Here is a 19,571-nt window from a genome sequence, read left to right on the forward strand (position 1 = left end):
ATTTCCAGATTTGAGCTTATTAGTTTGGTATAACTAGCTTAGCTTGGGAAAAGTCAATGGCTTTGTACCTATCTTCCATTTTCTTGTCGAGTATGACTTTGTCATCCGTGAATGAAACTGGAGGGGTTTTAAAATGCCAGGTTCCCAGATAGTTTAATGAGTTTTCTGTGATCTTAAAAGTAAAGCGTTCTAATTCATCTATATTTATCAGACCAGCGTTTACTTTATCTTCAAAACCATCCGTTGTATCCGTATTCTTAAAAATATATTCTGTAAACATTTTGCCACCATACCACTTACTATGGGTCCACCAATAATTTAGAATAGCGTAGTTACCCGGCTCGATAGTATATATGAAGATATTTTCCTTTGATGATTTGAATGTTGGTTTCACTCTAAATGCACAAACCTCCTTTGTATCTGTATTGATCAAACGTATGTCCTGCGGAAAACCGCCACTGCTGAATCCTAATCGTTGTATGAAGTTGCCATAGATAATAGCTTTCCCTTTCGGTATACCTTCGTTACTTGCGACATCATTGAGGTTTTTAAGATCTTGAGCATTAATCTGTATTGATAAAAAAACTAGGAATAGTGTTATTATACGTTTCATTTCTAAAGCAGATATTGGCTGACAAATATTCTTTGTAGACTTTATTAAGATTAACTAGCTGGAGATAAAGCTACAATAAATAGCTCATATTGTATATATCAATTATGAATTCTACGAATGATGACATCGGGAAATTTGATGCCATTTATCTAAGTTTTTTGGGTAAATTGGATTTTTCTGAAACCCCCGATTTTAAAAGAACAAAAATTTTTCTTTATGATGCACACAAAACATAATCTTAGCTACTTCTTAACCCTTATTTTGTTTTTTTGTATTGTGGCTTTGGGAAAGGCTCAGGTGCTCCCATTCTATAAGGTCACCCCATTGGAGGACGATGATTATTTTACAAAAACTGTTTTTTCATTCAATCCTGCTTTTATGAAAAGTAATAAAGTAAAAAGCATTCTACTGCAGAGTGAAGAGAAGATTGGTATGAAATATATTTACAGTTTTAACACCGACGGTATGGTGGTAAGTATGACGAGCATACGATATAATAACGAAAAATCTGATACCGCTTTTTATACCAGATATTTTTATAATTTAAACGGACTCATCGATAAAAAAGCAAGGATAGATTATTCCAATGGCATCGTAAAAGTGAGTAGCTTCCAATACAATAAGAATAATAAAATTGATATCATCCGAATCTTCACATTGAATGCTCAGATTCCAAATAGGCCACAAAACAATGATTGGCAGGGAGAGCAATTTCCCGGAGTGGACAACATGATTTTAGAAGGTGCTTTACCGGACGAAAGCCTTTGGAAGAAAATGACAGCGAATAATGATTTTTCTTCCATGCAATATCGTTCCTATACCGAAAACGAATTCGAGGCAGAAGAACGTACCGAATATTTCAATTTTAGTAAAAATAGCGGCGGTTCAGACACGTGTTATCAAAAAAAGACGTATTACTATTTGAAAGGGCATCCGGTAGTGTTGTTTCTACATAATGGCTGTGCTGTCGAGAAAACACCATCTGAATTGTATCAATTCAAAGACGGACTTTTGGTACAGCTCACTGATGCACCTTCTTCCCCTGATCCCAAAACCGAAAAGTATGTCTACGACCAAAACCGAAACCTGAAACTAATGGAAGATAGTTGGAACGGACGAAAAGTAAGTGAGCTGGGAATGAGTTATGATGAAAAAGGCTTTTTGGTCTCTATACAACGAAAGTCAGATGCTGCCAAGGCTCATTATTTTGAAGATCGTATTCTAAAGGCAATTTATAGCTTTTACTAACTCAATAACCATTGCTTCTTTTCCATATTCCATTTTCATCGAGAATTTTTAAATAACTTTTAGGCGATTCTTCTAATTGAAAACATTGAACCAGTTGATCGGTTAAGGCAGTCAGAAAGTCAAAACAAACAGAAAAGTCCTCTTTTGAGTTGTAAAAGCCACCCCACTCATTTAAGCTCCAACAAAATATATCGCCTCTGTCGGTCGTAATCGAAATCACAATGTTAGGGGTATCTACGTCGTTTTTTTTGTAGTAATCATAGTTTTCTCCGCCCAACAATGATATTTCACGGGCAGGAATGTTGATTGCACTTATGTCGGAAAATAAAACCGAACCAAAACAGGCACTTGTAAATCCGTCCTTATTCAGCGTTACTATTTCTGTCGATTGTCGTTCGGAAGTCGTCTTAAATAGTTTATAAATAGCTATTAAGAGGAACGGAAATAATATCAGTAACAACCAGCTCGAGAGGTCATGTGCAGGGCGTACAAGAAAAAGGGTAGTTGATAGTGTAATAGCCAATAAAACCGTAAAAAACCAAACAAGAATGGCTGAGGTTTTGCTGCGGTTATTAAAACGAAATTGATAGCTCTTCATCGTAAGTTGAATTTCTAGTAAAAAACCATAACCTTTTATAATAAATATATGGATATTTTGTTGGTAATTAGTGAATTGCATGTAAATTGCTCTTGGATTACATACTTTTATGAATGAGATCGATGAAATGTTATCCCTATATGGGCTGAGCGAAAAGCGCAGTATTTTACGCTTGCTCGATGATTTTCAGGAAGAGGCGGAAATTAAAGAATATTGCTGGAAGGTTTTGAGAACTTACCCTGACCTTAAGAAAGAAGCCTGGTTAATTGGACTGGAAGGGGGCGATTATATCTACAGTTTTGATGGACATTACGTTTTCATCACGGATGATATCTGGAGTTTTAATTTAATCGCGAGGAAACCAGTACTAAAGTTGCTGGTAGAAAAGATAAAAGCCTTAAAAGCATCAGGTGAATGATAGACTTCGAAGTTCAATAACCTGTAAATAATATGTCTTCATTGTTGGATGTTATAACCAACTTCTCATCGATTGTAAGGGCTGCCGATTTATTAAAAAAATAATTAGTTGAATAGCTTCAACGGGCTGTTTCCTTCTTATTAAATTTTGGCAGCGTTAAATTATCGGATATATATTGCTCTTGTTACCCTCATAATAAAAATTTTCTTTCAATTTATTTTTGTATATTTATAAACCTCCCTACGTGCAGCACCTTGTCAAAGATACAAGAAGATCGTATGCAAGGACTTCACTTAAAAATCCAACAATGATTTCAGCAACAAAAAGAGGAATAGCTTTCCTATCCACTTATCCTCCACGCGCCTGCGGTATTGCAACTTACACAACAGATCTAATGAAGGCTATCGCGAGTAAATTTGAAGAGTCTTATCGACTAATTCCTATACCGATAGTAGATGACAATACGTCTCAGGAAGATGGTCCACTAGGGAAATTAGATATAACAAACCCGTTCTCTTTCGACACTATTCTTGAAAACATTTTGTTTGATCAGGATATTAAATTGATCTGTATCGAACATGAGTTTGGCCTTTTCGTTGGTCAAGAAACTGAGTTCATAACTTTTCTCAAGGATCTTAATTCAGCACAACTTGCTATTGTCGTGACTTTCCATACGGTGTTGCCAGCACCAGACCGCATGCTGCTCGAACATGTATATGCCATTGCTTATAATTGTTCGCAAATCATCGTGATGACACAGGGATCCGCCGATATCCTTACTAGTACTTACAAAATTCCTACGAGTAAAATAACCGTAATAGCGCATGGCACGCATTTAGCTCCAGCGACGGATAAACACGCCATTCTTGAGCGATACAGTCTCGTGGACAAGAAAATCCTCAGTACATTTGGTTTACTTGGACCCAGTAAGAGTATAGAGACTACACTTTATGCGCTACCCGCTATTATCGAACAAAATCCAAATGTAATGTTCCTTATTTTGGGGATGACACACCCCAATCTTTTACGATATGAGGGAGAGACGTATAGAAACAAACTTGAGACAATAATAGACCGATATAACATTTCAGATCATGTCCGTTTTGTTAATGAATTTCTCTCAACAGAAAATTTATTGTCCTATCTGTCGATCACCGATGTGTATCTTTTTACGTCAAAAGACCCTTTACAGGCGGTTAGTGGAACATTTTCTTATGCGCTGAGCTCTGGCTGTCCCATTGTGTCAACACCAATCCCACACGTAAAAGAGGTTTTAAAGGAAGATATGGGGACCATAATTGATTTTGAAGCTTCTGACCAGCTTGCGGCTGCAGTCAATCAAATTTTGGATGATGAACTTAAATTAGGCAAGATTCATCGTGTGAATCTTCAAAAGATGGTTAAAACCTCCTGGCAGAACGTTGCTATAGCTCATGTTTATCTTTTTGAGTTACTTATAGATAAAAAGAGGGAAATGATATACTCAGTTCCCCCCGTCAACCTGGATCATATTTTTCGGATGTCTGAAGAACGTGGATTTGTTCAATTTGCGGATATCTCTATGCCCGACCTTGCAAGCGGTTATGCGTTGGATGACAATGCAAGAGCACTTATAGCGATGTTACATCACTATAAAATATATGAATCATATGAAACCATTGCTCTGATTCAGAAATATCTGGATTTTATAGGTTATTGTATGCAAGCAGATGGTACATTTCTGAATTATGTAGACAGGAGCGGCAATTTTACAATACAAAATAAACAGGAGAATCTTGAAGATGCCAACGGCCGAGCTGTTTGGGCTTTGGGTGAAGTGGTGGGCATGGCTAATCTTTTGCCTGAAAGGATAGTAAAACTTGCAATAGAGCTTTTGGAGCGGGCATCCAAGCATGCATTAGTTTACTATTCGACAAGATCGATGGCCTTTACCATTAAGGGCCTAAGTTTTATGAAGGGCAAAAATTATAAGGCTAGCATAGAAGTCCTGGCAGATCGTCTAGCAGCTATGTTTGAACATGAGAGCTCTTCAGATTGGCAATGGTATGAATCTTATATGACTTATGGCAATAGTGTTATTCCAGAAGCCATGTTGATCGCCTATGAGACAACTAGGGACAACAGATATAGAGATATCGCCTATCAATCCTTTGATTTCTTATTGAGCAGGATTATTGTCGACGAAGAGATTCATGTGATTTCCAACAAAGGCTGGGCACATCGTGGCCAGCTGAGAACCGAGGGCAGGGGCGGAGAGCAGCCCATTGATGTTGCTTATACTATTATTGCACTAGATAGATTCTATAAGTTTACAAAAGATGAGCAATATAAGAAGACCATCCGAATAGTATTCGACTGGTTTTTGGGACGGAATCATATTAGACAGATTGTTTATAATCCTGTTACCGGAGGCTGTTTTGATGGACTGGAAGAGCATGCTATCAATATCAATCAAGGTGCAGAATCCACCATAAGCTATCTAATGGCAAGACTTAAAATGGAGGATTATACGCACGAACCTATGAGTTAGTTTCTTTTGAACAGTAGTTGCTTCATTGTCAATTATTATTTGTATATTTAATACTATGATCTACTATTTCATATAACCCCATTTCGTAGGTCCAATATGATAAATACACTTGTTTTATCTTTAAATTCTCCACAATATATTTTCCGGAAATTTTTAGTTCAACAACTAGCTGCTAGCGTACCTCAAAGAGAGAACACGTTTTAGTTTACTTTTATTCCTCCCGATCAAGTATAAACATTGAAAAGGGAAAAGGATAATACGCACTATAAAATCCATACATCATGAGTAAAGACATTAAAAAGGAAAAAAGCACAAAAGAGAAAACGCAATCTTCTTATCAAAAAGAAAAAGATTCTGTTTCGAAAGACTTAACGGAGAATGTTTTCCGTAAAAAAAAGAAATAGGCAATTGAAAAGATAGCTTATTGTTTGCTCTTGCACAAAGGCAGATTAATTTGGAGCGGGTACAAAGGCTGGATTATTAGACCAGGCTTTTGCTCGCTTTTTTCTTTAACAAAACTGAATTTGAGTATCGTATATTATATCTTTATGATGCTTAATTGTCGAGCATAAATCCCATAAAAATATGATCAAAGCATCTATCATATTGGTATCCAAAGGGTAAAAACCACCTTTTCATCAAAGCATTTGACATGGATATCACCGCTGTGAGCCGTGATTATCTGTTTGGAAATATAAAGGCCCAATCCCAGTCCACCTTCTTTCTGGTTTTTTCTTCCAACAAAGGGCTTAAATAGGTTATTGAATATAGGCGCTGCTATCTGATGGCCATCATTTTCTATCTGGAAGATAAATCTGTCACTTTCAATAGAGGACTTTATAACGATTGTATTTTCTGCCCAACCATGTCGGAATGAATTTCCTATGAGATTTGAAAACACCTGTGCCATACGCTCATGATCGCATGTTACTGGATGTTTTGCTCCGAGATTTGTCTGTACTTTTCTGTGGGGTGCACTTGTTTGGATCTCACGAAGGGCCTGAAGGATCACTTTATCTAATTCGACCAGATTTTTGTTCAGATGTATTCCCGTGCCGAGTTTACTCCGGGCAAAATCAAGCATGTTATCTATTAGACCTTTCATTCTATAGGACGAATCATAAATAAGCTTGGCCGTTTGTTTATGTTTTGCATTCTCGAGTTTGTCGGCGAGATATTGCGATAAGGTAATAACAGCACTCAATGGATTTTTTAGGTCATGCCCCAACACGGATAATAGCGTATCCCTGCGTTCAGAGTATTGTAATTCTTCACCTAACAGGGCTTGGGTATTTTTTATTTTGGCGATCGAACCCAAATGAAAACTGATCAGTTCAGCTAGAAGTTCAAATAGTGGTGCTATTCGTTCTCTATCAATTGACACGGCTTTATAATCTATCGTGCAGAGGGTTCCAAAGAACAATCCATCATTGTCAACGATCGGGAATGCGATATAACTTTTAAAACCTTTTGCATGCAATTTTCTTTTCCAATCTTCATTTTCACAGTGGTCGATATCGGGGATAATAATAGGAGCATGTTTATCATGTGCCTCATCTCCTAAGGTGTAATGTAATTCGAGCTGCTGCCCCGCTGTTACTCCGACTCCGAGCGAATCCCGTACAGCACAGGCTATCCATTGATGGCCATTGTGAGAGGTCACCAGCCCTAGATCCATTCCTGTATATAGACATATGGTGTTCAATATATTCTTTACTGCAGGAATATCTTCGATCCGCATGAGCAAATGGGAGATGGTATCATTATTTTCTTTCATATCTGTTGCTGTTGGTGAAATCGAAGTCAATATCAATGACCAAAATATATCACTTTGTAAGGAATGACTATATAATTACAAATTGTAGAATAAGATGTTTGATTTTCTGTTCGAATCTTGTGTTAGCGGACTTTATGTCTAAATATAAGCAAAATTTAATCGTTTTTTAGAATCTAAATGTATCAGAGAGGGGGGATCCCAATTGGAGATACTTATTATTCCAGTTAAAAAGATCTTGATTTTCAATACAAAAAGATGTTTTTATACGTCTTCGTTGGAATATACACGTGAAATGCAGGTGATAGCTCTGCTAATAGAACTAATACTGTTCGATGGATGTTCTAATTTAAAAGCTCTAGGGCAATAAACTTTAAAAAATGGAAACAACAACTAAAAGTAACGCAAGTGAAAAGTCTGGAAATGGAACGATGACGAAACAATCCACAGACCACACGAAAAAGCGTTCAGGATCCGATGCTGCAAAAGATTTGGCCGAGCTATTTGAAGACGGGCTTAAAGATATTTATTGGGCGGAGAAAGCTTTGATAAAAGCATTGCCCAAAATGGAAAAAAACGCTACCGCTGAGAAATTAAAAAAAGCGATTTCCAAACACCTTTTGGAAACCGAAGATCATGTGAAACGCTTGGAACAGTGCTTCGATATTCTGGAGCTGAAGCCTAAAGCAGAGCGATGTGCTGCAATGGCAGGGTTGATCGAAGAAGGTGAACATATTATCGAGGAAACCGAAGAAGGAACCGTTAGAGATGCAGGTATTATCGCAGCTGCCCAAAAGATTGAGCATTACGAAATTGCCACATATGGTACGCTCGCGGCATTTGCTAAAGTCTTGAAGTACAATGAGGCCATTCAGCTTTTGCGTGAGACTCTTTCAGAAGAAAAAAAATGTGATTCTGATTTAACTGCCTTGGCGGATACCAACCTCAATACAAAAGCTAAATAAGAGTTACTAAACAAAAAAAATGGATGGATCTTACGTCTGTAAGATCCATTTTTTATAAATGATGATCTCTGAAAAATGTATCTCTGATCAATAGAATTTAAAAAACTCAAGATGAAGAAGAAAATTGTGGTGTGTGATGATGATATAGAAATACTGAATGCATTTTCTATAGTATTGGAGGATCAAGATACGATAGTTATAACGGTAGCGAATAGCTTAGTTCTGATAGACGTGTTGGACAGTATAGATGCTGATATTCTTTTTTTGGATATTCATATGTCTGCACGTAACGGAGACCAAGTACTGCGAGACCTCAGGAGTTCATCTAAACATGATAAGCTGCCCGTAATTATGATTTCAGGTCATATCGATGGACGGAGTATTTCAGTGGAATGTGGAGCCGATGGATTTTTAGCTAAACCTTTTGATCTTATCGACTTGGAAAACTATATACGGAGATTTGTTTATGAAAGTGAATCTTAATATCGTATTTGGTCTCAAACCGTTTAAAATTCCGTGGTCCTTGCATCGTAAATCAAATGAGTAGCAAACAATTATTTAAAGACAAATTATAAGCAAGCTTCGTTTAACATATGATGACTTTAATCCCAATGGATATGCAGACAGGAAAATAATCATTCAAAATATGGTAAGCCGTCGTTGCAAAATGATGGTAAAGTCTGAACTCGACAAATTGGGAATACTTTATAAATCCATTGAATTAGGGGAAAAACTCCTATTAAGAAAGCGAAAAAATCTCGAAGAACTTTAGTATTATATCGGAAAATCTACCAATTATATAACAAATTTGTCTAAATGTATAACGTGTAGTGGGGTATAAATCAGAACTTTATTATGAATCGATAATACTATTATTTAGTAAATTTTAAGCTGATGGAGACAGGTATACAATTGAAGATCAAGTTCCTGAGTGAATAGATGGACCACCTACTCATTTAGCAAAGCAAAAAACTACTGAAGATTCAAAAAGTACAAACAGACTATTTAGCACATCTTTTAAGAGAGTTGAAGAAAAAATAGTAACTAAAGAACGATAGCTGATATGAGATACAAATTAGCAGAAATATATACGGATTATAGTGTGATAGTGGAGGAAGGTTCATCCGATGACAATATGCTAGATTCTAGCTGATACATCAGCCTAAGAAAATTAAAGGATAAAAGAGATGAAAAATGTTATTCCATCCATTGTTGCCGATACAGCCTCGGCAAAAAAAAGAATAGCTGTAATCGTTGCGCATCCCGACGATGAGACACTTTGGGCAGGCGGTACAATTCTCGAACATTTTGATTGGCAGGTGTATGTAATAAGTGTATGTCGGGGCGATGATCCCGACCGTGCTTTAAAATTCGATGCTGCACTTAGAGTGCTACGAGCAAATGGTGCAATGGGATGTCTTGATGATGGGGTCCGACAGGTGCCGTTGCACGAATCCGAACTTCAACAGACTATTCTCGCACTGTTGCCACCTATTGTTTATGACCTCGTGATCACACATAATCCTTCAGGCGAGTATACTTATCACAGACGACATGTTGAAGTTAGCGAAGCCGTTATAAAGCTCTGGAAAAACAGAAAGATAAAAAGCAAGGAACTTTGGACATTTGCCTATCACGATGGCAATCGTCAGTTTTATCCGCGACCACATAAAATGGCTCCGATAAAAAATCAGCTCAATCTTGCAATTTATGATACCAAGTATGATATTATGAATAGAATATACGGTTATCCAAAGGAGGGCTGGGAGGTGATTACAACCCCGAGTACAGAAGCGTTTTGGTCATTTACAGATACCGGAAAGGCTATGGTTTGGTTGTCTAAAGGAGGAGTATTGGTATGAGAGTCTTATTATTATACGATTACCCACCATCTCCGGGGGGCTTGTCCACACAGGGCGATCTACTTTATAAGGGATTGCAGGCAATAGGTGTTGATGTTCATGCGGCGCATTGGCAATCTTGTCAGGAGAAAGAATGGTATTATGATTGGTTCAAGCCAGATGTTGTCGTTGGTATTGGATATTGGGGGCATGTTCCGTCGATCGTCGTGCATCCGCAACTTTTTGGAAGAATAGCTGTACCATGGCTTGTAGCCGATGGATATATTGCGAATTATAATGAAATACTTAACGAATTACCACTTATTTTGGTTACTTCTAATTGGGTTAAACAAATGTATGTTAGGGACGGCATTTCAGGAGATAAGATAGAGGTGCTTCCTGTAGGTTGTCCTACGGATTCTTTTGTCCCACATGCGTATTACGATCCCAAAATCGTTGCGGTACGAAAACAGCTTGGCGTGTCGCCAGACGAGATTATGATTCTAACTATTGGTGGAGATGCAGCTTCTAAAGGCGCAAATGAAGTTATGGAGGCACTTGCCTTAATCGACAGGGATGTGCTTCCATGGAAATATGTTTGTAAAGTATGGCCACAGCCGCGCACCTCTTTTCAAAATCAATCTGATCACGACCTCGCCGAACGATTAGGGATTAGTAAAAAAGTAATATATGCAACAAATACTGTTTCGCGCGATTTTATGCCCTATCTAATCGGTGCTTGCGATATCTACGCAGCTCCTTCCAGATTGGAGGGCTTTGGTATGCCCCAGGTTGAGGCAGGGGCATGCGGTAAACCTGTTGTTGGTATCCGTGCGATGGGCATGCTTGATACACTCGTTCATGGAGAAACGGCTCTTTTAGCAGGGGTAGCCAAAGAAATTGTCGTCGACAACGTTATACTAGGTACTGAATCTGGTTATGAGGACAATCATATTATCCATTTTGATATACCTCGTACCGTAGATTACAGGGCGGACGTTAATGATATTGCAGATTGTTTGTCTAGATTGATGCGAGATGCGTCCCTTCGTACTACAATGGGAGCAGCTGGGCGAAAAAGAGTTGAAGAACGATTCGACTACAGGGTAGTAGCCAAGCGATTTGTTAAAATCATGGAAAAATATTTCAAGATCAACTAATTAGAGGAGCAATGCTTACCGAAAAACAATTTGAGGAGATCAATGCTGCAAAGCTAGCTGCTGAAGGAGTATTGTTAAATAATAGTAGTGGGCCATTCCATCACCTTCCGCGCACGGCGGGCTGGGGGTATCCGGAACCTTATACCCGGGATCTTTTATTTTCAATCCTTGGCATTGCTAGTACTCATAATATGCAGCTTTATGATAGTATAAAGAGTGTTTTGAAAGTTTTAGCAATCACCCAGACAGTACATGGCCATATACCATCCATTGTCTATGATCCTAACAATTTGGGGGCAAGTGATACAACACCGTTGTTTCTCATGGCTGTAGGAATATACCGCAAAATGACAGGAAATACAAATTTTCTAGGGCGTGCCGTTAACAAGTCGCTACGTTGGATGACGTACCAGAGTCCTACGGATGACGGGGTTGTTGCCCAGCAACCCACTAGCGACTGGCGGGACGAACAGTGGGTATTGGGGTATGGGTTGTATGTTAATGCCATATATCACAATGCTCTTCAATTATTAGGTTATCAGGAGCGTGCTGATAGGCTCGCAAATGGAGTGAATATTCTATTTGCTAATGAAGATCAGTATTATGCCCTATGGACATATAAATTATACCATAGCGGAAAGTTTGATCTGCTGGGCAATAGCCTTGCCATACTTAGCGGGATAGCATCTTCCCAAAAGGCAGACGCCATCATAGATTGGGTGGAATCCTCCTGCAAGTCTATGCAGAAAGAAGGACAGTTAGCTATAGATCTGCCCCCTAATTTTTTCCCATTTATTTGTCCGGGAGATAGCGAATGGCATGAACGATATAACCAGTACAATCAACCTGGCGATTATCACAATGGTGGAATATGGCCTTTTGTCTGTGGTTTCTATATTGCCGCCTTAGTGAAAGCACAGCGATTTGATCTAGCAGAGGTAAAATTACTCTCACTCACAGTGCTTGTTAAGAAGGCTGTAGATTTTAGATTAGAATACGGTTTCAACGAATGGATCAAAAGTCAAGATGCAATACCTAGTGGACAGGATTGGCAGACCTGGAGTGCAGCTTTATATCTATATGCTGCCAAATGCGTTGAAAGTCGGACGGTGCCTTTTTTGTAAATGTTCTATTCACCGTTACTCCAAATAAAGTAGATGCACGTTTAAATTTTACAGCGCAAATTTCCATTTTGACTGTTAAACTTAATATCGAAATTTCAACATTTTTATTTCCCATTTTTGGAAGTCATCGGTTCCTAAAAAACAATATTCTGTTCAACGCTGTCTTATATATAACATAAACAAAGCAAATGAATTTTGATCTCATTAAGTGTGAAGACCTGCAGCAGGCGATACATATACCCAATACTACCGACGACCATAATGAAGAAACATGGTTTGTAAAATTTGGTGAGGAAATAATAGGTGTTGGCCTTTTTTCACAACAAAGCACGAGCTGCGTTTTGGCAATTGTTGGCGATAGCTATGACGATAAGAAAATACTTGGGGAAATTGATGCACATGATAAAGTGGTTATTGAGGGATTGAATATCGCTTTTGAAGGCTACTTAAGATCCATCCGTGGTGATGTCGTCATCGGCGAAAAGCAAGTGGATGATTTACCTCTCGATAATCAGAAGTTGGATTAATATTCAGCTATTCTAGAGCTTACTGGCCTTAGAAGAAGTCGTCCACTCCCCGCAAAGAGTAGGCGCGTTTTGAGGACAGTTCTACGTGAAGGAGACTTTTTAAAATTAGCCATAAGCCTACAAACAATGGATTGAGAAACGAAATGTTTATGATAAGAAACCGCTAGAATATGTAACCGAATTGAAAAGCAGCCGATACAGTAGTACGCTGTTCATTACCAAACCTAATTGGAAAAGGGATTGCTAGAAAAAGTTTTCCGACCTGACCATGCGTGATAATTTTACTGACGACAGGTGTGATACCGTATCTTCCCGAAGTTTCAAATGCAGCTCTTCCTACAAATGTAAAGTCTTTGCCTAATGGAAATAAAATACCTGGATGAAATAGAAAGTTACTCATTTTGCTCTTCCCACTTTGAACTTTTATATAAGGAACCATTTCTATAGAAAATCCCAAGTGTCCTGATTTAAGCACGTTTAAGCCTGTAGGAATGCCGACTAGATAGCTGTCTTTAAAATTTGTGGTGAACTTACTTGCAGAATATGACACGATAGGATGTACAATACCGATATAAGTATTCAATTTGAATGCTTTATCATTTTGCTGAGCCAATAATTTTGAAAAAATATGTACTATCATAAAAAAGGATAGACCTATCTTAAACTTGAATGTCGGGTGGTGTCGATTATTTGGGAACATATAGTCGCATTATACTGTATATACAAGTATAAAGAATGCAGACCTGCCTAAAATAGAACGTTATTTACCCTTTTGTATATTCTTTACTTTTTTCGTGTTTTTTTTCGATATGTGGAGGGATTACAACCCATAAACTTGTTAAAGATACGTGTGTAATGGCTCTGATCCGAGAAACCTGTCAAATATGCAATTTCCGTTAGACTTAGAGAAGGATCTTCCATCAGTTCAATTGATTTATCAATACGTTTTTTACGGATATATTCACCGAAATTGAGGTTATCGAAATATTTTGAAAATTCTCTGGATAAATAGCTTGGACTAATGTCAAGTCCTTCCGAAAGCTGACTTAAACTGAGTGCAGTATTTGTATCAATTTGATCTTGTATCATTTGCCGTAGCGCAACAGTCCACTCGGGAGATTTTTCCTGTTGTTTTTCATTGAGGTAACGATGATAAATTTGAAGGAAGATGTTTTCGATAGGATTCTCTCTGCTATGCCGTAATTGATAGAGATGTTTGGACCAGCTATACAGACCATCATAGATGATCATTCCAAGGTCCAATAACTGATAATCATCTTGAACATTGTAGGCTAAACCCGAAAAAATAGCTTCCAGTCCGGCAGATTGTGCTGATATATCATGTCTGTCCGTATCTGCGCCCCGAACGATGGCTGCTATCCGAATTAATGCCGGGTCCTTTATATTATGCTTTTTGATAAAATAATCAAATGTGCATTGATCATCATAATGCGTATATTCAACATTGGGAATATCGAATGGTACGGCACCAGTCCTAGTGGCGATTTCATGAATCTCATCGGTCGGGACAAAAAGTATATTTGCCTCCGGATCTATAAACCTTTTTATGATCCATGGGCACGCTATTCTATCTATCTTTGGGCGCTCTCGAGTTATCCAATCCATTATATCTATGTGAGGTTTAAATTATTATTAAGATCGGTATTTTTAGAATAAAACTGCTTTTCTACTTAGATTTTTGAAAAAGAACATCGCTGCAATCGCAAGTAGTAAAGTCATATTCTTTCAATATTTGAATTGTTGTCCCGATTTATCGTCTCCAATCTTGCTTCGAAATTTTCTAATTTTTGTCTTACAATTTCAATTGCTGTCGGTGATTTCAGAACCAAAGTTGCGCCCCTTTTTGAGTAAATATACTATGAAATATCATAGCGTATTTTCGTACTCGCTTCCTATATTTTTTATCTGGGCCTCTATCGCAGGGGTGTGGGCACAGACAAGAGGTTTTCTGACCGTTTTGAATAAGGAAACAATTATAAAAAAGTTAACTTTAAATAATGAAAAAAATTGCATCATTACTGGCTGCTTTGTTGTTAACCACAAGCATCAATAAATATTAAATAAATGGACAGTATAAATTCAAACTTTATCTATCTTGACTATAATGCGACCACCCCGGTAGATGAGCGTGTTTTAAATGAAATGCTTCCATTTTTTAGAACGGAGTATGCCAATTCAAGTGGGGCACATCTATTTAGTTTAACCATACAGGATGCTATGGATCAGGCGAGCGAAGACATCGCTGATAGACTGGGTACGGAGGCCAAGAATATCATTTTCACTTCGGGTGCCACAGAATCAATTAACTTGGTCCTAAAAGGATTCCAGTTTTCGTCCAGGAAACATATTATCAGCATTTCCACAGAGCACCGAGCAGTTTTGGATAGCTGCGCTTTTATGGAGCGATTGGGATTTGAAGTTTCCTATCTAAAGGTAGATCCTCAAGGCATGCTCGATCTCAGATTGCTTAAGGAAAGTATTCGCGAAGATACGCTGTTAATTTGTACTATGCTGGTGAATAATGAAACGGGTATTATCTTACCGATAAAACAGATCAGTGAAATAGCGCATCAGGGCAATGCCTTTGTTCTATGTGACGCAACACAGGCGGTTGGAAAAATGGACATAAGCCTCCAGCACCTTGATGTTGATTTTATGGCTTTTTCATCGCACAAATTTTATGGACCGAAAGGAATCGGGGGACTGTATATCGCCAGTCGGGTTAAAGAACATTTGATACCTCAAATTCATGGCGGCGGACAGCAACAGGGCTGGCGTAGCGGAACTGTCAATACAGCCGGTATCATTGGGATGGCTGCTGCTTTGCGAATTGCACTTAAAGATTTAACGATAGATCAATCCCGTGTAGAACAGCTCCGAGATGATCTTGAAAGCGAACTTCTTACTATACCAGATACATTTATAAATGGGAGTAAAACGCATAGACTTTTCAATACGACGAATATCCGTTTTACAGGTGTGCTGTCAGAGCAGCTGATTACCCGATTAGGAACAATTTCGGTATCGAGCGGCTCGGCCTGTTCTGCAGTGACCTCAAGGCCTTCACATGTGCTCAAGGCTATGGGGTTATCAGATTTGGATGCCTTATCGTCCATTCGATTTAGTCTGGGCCGATTTACGCGTGAAGTGGAAATCAGCCAGACCATTATGCGGATCAAACAGCTTGTCGAAAAGCTGAGGACTTAATGTCCAAGGTTTTCCCTCACTTGAAAGACATGCAGCACCTGTGGAAATAATGCGCCTATACTTTCGCGTACACCATTCGGTGATCCGGGCAGGGTAAGTACCAACATGCGATCGGCAAATCCTGAAATACCTCGTGATAACATGGCTGTTTTAACACGCTGCTGCCCGTATTGTCTTGCCGTTTCCATAATTCCGGGAATATCTTTGGTAATATATGGTGCCACAGCATCTGGCGTAATATCTCTGTCCGAGAGTCCTGTGCCTCCCGTAAATACCAGAAGATCTATACCAGCTTGCCCATAGTGTTCCACACGTTCTTGTACTGCACTCGTTTCGTCAGCAATTACCGCATAGGCAATATCGTGCAAGCCTTGCTTTTCCAAAAGATCGCACAGAAGCCTGCCTGAGATATCTTCTTTTTCTCCTCGGGTTACCGAATCGCTACAAACCACGACTGCAGCTTTAAGCGCTGCGACCCAAGGCAACGATTCATTGCTCTTACCGCCTTTTTTCTCAAGTAATCGGATTCCACCTATCTCCACCTGTTTGTCTATGGGCTTAAGCATATCATAAATAACGAGCGCTGCAACACAGGCGCCGTGCATAGCTTCAACCTCCACACCAGTTTTATAGATCGTATGTACTTCAACTTCAATATGAATTTGTAAGCCCGCTACGGTATATCGGATCGCAGCATATTCAACTGGTAAAGGATGACAATCAGGGATCATATCACCAGTTTTCTTGATCGCGAGTAATGCAGAGGCACGTGCAAATTCAAATATGTCGCCTTTCGGAACCTGTCGCTGTTCAATAAGCCTGACGGTATTCTCAGAAGAGACAAGTACCGTGGCCATTGCTATTGCCTTCCTCAGCGTCGCACTTTTATGTGTAATATCAACCATATTATCTATTAATTTTCCATTGATGCGTATCGTCTTCAAATAATTCTTTACCCCAAATGGGCATTTCTTTTTTTATGCGTTCAACAAGTTCGTCACAAGCATCCATCGCTGCACGCCTGTGTGCTGACGACGTGAATACAAAGAAGCAAATTTCGCCAACCTGTACTTCGCCTTCGCTATGATAAACATGCATACAGGCTAATGGATACTTATCAAGCACTGCTTCGCGTATCTCCGCCATTTTAAGTAAGGCCAGTTCCCGGTTTGTCGTATAATCAATAGATTTTACGGCCTTTCCATCGATCTGATCAGCCCTGATCTGTCCCAGGAAGATGCTATGTGCACCAATTTCAGGTTTATTATAGTGCTTTGAGATAGCTTCCGCAACCAAAGTGGCCGGAATTGGTCCTTGAAAAAATATGTCGTTTTTTTGTTTACTCATTTATATAGTTTTTTAAGGCGACCATGCCGCCGTCCAGATGGAATATTTGTTGTCCGGCATCTGTCTGTTCGTAAAAGTACTGGGCAGCCAATAGGCTCCGTTTTCCGCTCTGACAGATAAAAACAACGCGTGTATTATCGATATTTTTGATTTGTGCAGGTAATGTTGAAAGCGGAATGGATAGATGTGGCTGGGACAGACGCGGAAGTTCATTTGGATCGCGTACATCGACAAGCACAACATCCTCTGCGGACCACATTTCAACAAACTCTTGTGCATCTATGGCCTGTATAAATTGGCTCTCCGAAGCACAGTATTGCTCATAGTTAAACGTACTCAACTCAGCTAAAGTTTGTGGATAAATGGTTTCTGCGGATGCCGTAAAGGGGATTTCAAAGATATAACTGCTATTATCAAGCATATTGACCGTCATTAATTTATTGATCAAGGCGGTACCGATGCCGGTTAATAGCTTGATGGCTTCTGTTGCTTGTAATATTCCGATCATACCGGGCAATACACCCAATACCCCCGCTACATTGCAGTCGGGAGCTTCCAAGGTTGTTGGGGCTGCAGGGAATAAATGCCGATAATTTGTCTTTATGCCTTCTTTGTCGGCCATATTGAATACAGCTACCTGTCCCTCATATTGATAGATTGCAGCAAAAATCAACGGTTTATCCAATAAACGGCAAGCATCGCAAAGTAGATATCGTGCAGCAAAATTATCTGTACAATCCATGATCAGGTCGTACGAACTGATCAGGTCGGCGACATTATTCGAATGCAGTTGTTCCGCCCAATAGCGGATCTCAATTTCAGGATTCTGCAGCCTGAGCTTACCCGCTGCTACCTCAGCTTTAGCTCGGCCGATGTCGTTGGTATCATACAGAACCTGGCGGTGCAGGTTGCTCACCCCCACATGATCATGGTCTATGATACCGAGTGTTCCGACCCCTGCTGCTGCCAGATATTGGAGCACAGGGCAGCCAAGACCGCCAGCGCCAACGACCAGTACGCGGGCAGTTTGCAGCTTTTGTTGGCCTAATTCACCAAAACCCGGGAGGACATAATGTCTCGAATACCGTTCATTCCGCATTGCTTATCCTCCTGAATAGGGTGGCATTAAGGCAACTATATCATTTTCCTGAAATGTTACCGGTGTCTTAATAATAGTATTGTTTACGGCTATCAATAAGCTGCGCTGTGCCAATTCGGCATGGTCGCGCGATAATGTTGCCAATAACTCTGTTGTATCGTTAGCTGTTATATAAAATTCCTTTGCCAATATATCGGTCAAGGAGCCAAAGGTCTTTACGTGAACTTTCATTTTTTTATTCATTTTTTGTCAAAGTTTCGCCTCTTTTATCCTACTTTGTTCATCTCACAATTGAAAGACTTGTTCGCTTTCTTTATGTTATCCGATTTGGATAAATAGATCAGTCCTATTTTTTTAAAATTTATTAAGCTGATGTAAACAATAATTTATAGGCTGCAACCAAAAGAACTGTAGCGAGTACATACTTCAGCGCATCCTGTTTTAATTTTTTTGATCCAAGATAGGCTCCGAGTAGACCTCCAAGGAAAGCTACCACAACGTATCCCCACATATGGGCATTGAACGAAATACCTTTTGTGAGCATACCACCAAGTCCCGACAATGAATTTACAAAAATAAATGTAGCACTGATAGCCGCAGTTTGTTTTTGATCGGTCCATTTAAGCAGGATCAGAAAAGGGGAGAGGATAATTCCGCCGCCAATACCGATCATGCCTGAAAGTAGTCCCACAATGCCACCAATTACCAGTGCACCAAAACTGTTGTACGGTTTGAGCTCATCTTCGGCAGGGCTCTTAAAAAAGAAAAATCGAAAAATAGGAAAAAGCAGCAGTAGCCCCAGCAACCTCTTGTACAAATGATCTTCCAAGGTGATCATGCCGCCTATAAAAGCCATGGGAACAGAGGCAATGGCGACCATCAAAAACAGATTTCGTTTGAAATAATGCCCCCTATAATACTGTATAAAGGATGTTAAAGAGACAAAGAGGTTAAGCACCAATGCTGTAGGTTTCATTTCCTGTGGCGCAATTCCATAGAGTGCCATCAATGCCAGATAGCCACTTGCACCACCGTGCCCAACCGATGCGTAAAGAAAAGCCAGCATAAAAAGAAAAAAATAAAAAAGCTCCAATTGCAT

21 protein-coding genes are annotated in these 19,571 nt (G+C 39.3%); 11 read left to right on the forward strand and 10 right to left on the reverse strand.

Features of this window, described 5'->3' with window-relative positions:
- Positions 1-19: 19 nt before the first annotated feature.
- Entirely contained in the window at positions 20-613 is a 594-nt protein-coding gene (locus tag B4N43_RS14900) for a hypothetical protein (RefSeq protein WP_286735472.1), read from the reverse strand.
- Between the two features lie 216 nt (positions 614-829).
- Between B4N43_RS14900 and B4N43_RS14905 the strand changes: the two genes are divergently transcribed.
- The gene (locus tag B4N43_RS14905; RefSeq protein ID WP_286735473.1) at positions 830-1,861 is read left to right on the forward strand and encodes a hypothetical protein; all 1,032 of its coding nucleotides are present in this window, start codon (positions 830-832) and stop codon (positions 1,859-1,861) included.
- A 1-nt stretch (position 1,862) separates the two neighbouring features.
- On the opposite strand, the gene B4N43_RS14910 is transcribed toward B4N43_RS14905, so the two are convergent.
- Complete coding sequence (locus B4N43_RS14910; protein ID WP_286735474.1) at positions 1,863-2,459, reverse strand: hypothetical protein; 597 nt, start codon at positions 2,457-2,459, stop codon at positions 1,863-1,865.
- Between the two features lie 109 nt (positions 2,460-2,568).
- Here B4N43_RS14910 and B4N43_RS14915 point away from each other — a divergent pair, with 109 nt between their 5' ends.
- From B4N43_RS14915 to B4N43_RS14925, 3 genes are all read left to right on the forward strand, one after another.
- On the forward strand, positions 2,569-2,877 hold the full coding sequence (locus tag B4N43_RS14915) for a hypothetical protein (protein ID WP_286735475.1): 309 nt from the start codon (positions 2,569-2,571) through the stop codon (positions 2,875-2,877).
- Between the two features lie 307 nt (positions 2,878-3,184).
- The gene (locus B4N43_RS14920) at positions 3,185-5,407 is read left to right on the forward strand and encodes a glycosyltransferase (RefSeq protein WP_075994922.1); all 2,223 of its coding nucleotides are present in this window, start codon (positions 3,185-3,187) and stop codon (positions 5,405-5,407) included.
- A 281-nt stretch (positions 5,408-5,688) separates the two neighbouring features.
- Entirely contained in the window at positions 5,689-5,811 is a 123-nt protein-coding gene (locus B4N43_RS14925) for a hypothetical protein (protein ID WP_257787001.1), read from the forward strand.
- A 197-nt stretch (positions 5,812-6,008) separates the two neighbouring features.
- Here B4N43_RS14925 and B4N43_RS14930 read toward each other — a convergent pair whose 3' ends face one another.
- Entirely contained in the window at positions 6,009-7,184 is a 1,176-nt protein-coding gene (locus tag B4N43_RS14930; RefSeq protein WP_083663722.1) for a GAF domain-containing sensor histidine kinase, read from the reverse strand.
- A gap of 377 nt (positions 7,185-7,561) precedes the next feature.
- On the opposite strand from B4N43_RS14930, the gene B4N43_RS14935 reads away from it, so the two are divergent.
- From B4N43_RS14935 to B4N43_RS14960, 6 genes are all read left to right on the forward strand, one after another.
- On the forward strand, positions 7,562-8,146 hold the full coding sequence (locus tag B4N43_RS14935) for a ferritin-like domain-containing protein (protein WP_286735476.1): 585 nt from the start codon (positions 7,562-7,564) through the stop codon (positions 8,144-8,146).
- A gap of 111 nt (positions 8,147-8,257) precedes the next feature.
- Positions 8,258-8,629, forward strand: a complete 372-nt coding sequence (locus B4N43_RS14940) for a response regulator (protein ID WP_075993718.1) — start codon at positions 8,258-8,260, stop codon at positions 8,627-8,629.
- A 704-nt stretch (positions 8,630-9,333) separates the two neighbouring features.
- Positions 9,334-10,008 carry a PIG-L deacetylase family protein gene (locus B4N43_RS14945; RefSeq protein WP_075993717.1) on the forward strand — a complete coding sequence of 225 codons (675 nt, stop codon included), beginning with the start codon at positions 9,334-9,336 and terminating at the stop codon, positions 10,006-10,008.
- A complete protein-coding gene (locus B4N43_RS14950) occupies positions 10,005-11,147 on the forward strand; it encodes a glycosyltransferase family 4 protein (RefSeq protein ID WP_075993716.1) in 1,143 nt (380 codons plus the stop codon). The genes B4N43_RS14945 and B4N43_RS14950 overlap by 4 nt, the downstream gene beginning before the upstream one ends.
- 11 nt (positions 11,148-11,158) lie before the next feature.
- Positions 11,159-12,271, forward strand: a complete 1,113-nt coding sequence (locus B4N43_RS14955) for a glycoside hydrolase 100 family protein (protein ID WP_075993715.1) — start codon at positions 11,159-11,161, stop codon at positions 12,269-12,271.
- Positions 12,272-12,459: 188 nt separating this feature from the next.
- The gene (locus B4N43_RS14960) at positions 12,460-12,798 is read left to right on the forward strand and encodes a hypothetical protein (protein WP_286735477.1); all 339 of its coding nucleotides are present in this window, start codon (positions 12,460-12,462) and stop codon (positions 12,796-12,798) included.
- A 163-nt stretch (positions 12,799-12,961) separates the two neighbouring features.
- Here B4N43_RS14960 and B4N43_RS14965 read toward each other — a convergent pair whose 3' ends face one another.
- Positions 12,962-13,438, reverse strand: coding sequence for a hypothetical protein (locus B4N43_RS14965; protein WP_216640388.1), 477 nt, complete (start codon positions 13,436-13,438; stop codon positions 12,962-12,964).
- Between the two features lie 143 nt (positions 13,439-13,581).
- A complete protein-coding gene (locus B4N43_RS14970) occupies positions 13,582-14,424 on the reverse strand; it encodes a chromate resistance protein ChrB domain-containing protein (protein WP_286735478.1) in 843 nt (280 codons plus the stop codon).
- Between the two features lie 459 nt (positions 14,425-14,883).
- Between B4N43_RS14970 and B4N43_RS14975 the strand changes: the two genes are divergently transcribed.
- Positions 14,884-16,026, forward strand: coding sequence for a cysteine desulfurase family protein (locus B4N43_RS14975; protein WP_286735479.1), 1,143 nt, complete (start codon positions 14,884-14,886; stop codon positions 16,024-16,026).
- Here the strand turns inward: B4N43_RS14975 and moaCB are convergent.
- The 5 genes from moaCB to B4N43_RS15000 all read right to left on the reverse strand — a co-directional run bounded on the left by moaCB (position 16,023) and on the right by B4N43_RS15000 (position 19,571).
- On the reverse strand, positions 16,023-16,931 hold the full coding sequence (gene moaCB, locus B4N43_RS14980) for a bifunctional molybdenum cofactor biosynthesis protein MoaC/MoaB (protein WP_286735480.1): 909 nt from the start codon (positions 16,929-16,931) through the stop codon (positions 16,023-16,025). The two genes, B4N43_RS14975 and moaCB, sit on opposite strands and share 4 nt — an antisense overlap.
- A gap of 1 nt (position 16,932) precedes the next feature.
- A complete protein-coding gene (locus B4N43_RS14985; RefSeq protein WP_075993709.1) occupies positions 16,933-17,373 on the reverse strand; it encodes a molybdenum cofactor biosynthesis protein MoaE in 441 nt (146 codons plus the stop codon).
- On the reverse strand, positions 17,366-18,472 hold the full coding sequence (locus B4N43_RS14990; RefSeq protein WP_075993708.1) for a HesA/MoeB/ThiF family protein: 1,107 nt from the start codon (positions 18,470-18,472) through the stop codon (positions 17,366-17,368). The genes B4N43_RS14985 and B4N43_RS14990 overlap by 8 nt, the downstream gene beginning before the upstream one ends.
- A 3-nt stretch (positions 18,473-18,475) precedes the next feature.
- Positions 18,476-18,703: a MoaD/ThiS family protein gene (locus tag B4N43_RS14995; protein WP_172840724.1), complete on the reverse strand. Its 228-nt coding sequence runs from the start codon at positions 18,701-18,703 to the stop codon at positions 18,476-18,478.
- 133 nt (positions 18,704-18,836) lie between these two features.
- On the reverse strand, positions 18,837-19,571 hold the full coding sequence (locus B4N43_RS15000; protein ID WP_286735481.1) for a sulfite exporter TauE/SafE family protein: 735 nt from the start codon (positions 19,569-19,571) through the stop codon (positions 18,837-18,839).

Source organism: Sphingobacterium sp. UBA1897, assembly GCF_002337775.1.
GTDB lineage: Bacteria > Bacteroidota > Bacteroidia > Sphingobacteriales > Sphingobacteriaceae > Sphingobacterium > Sphingobacterium siyangense.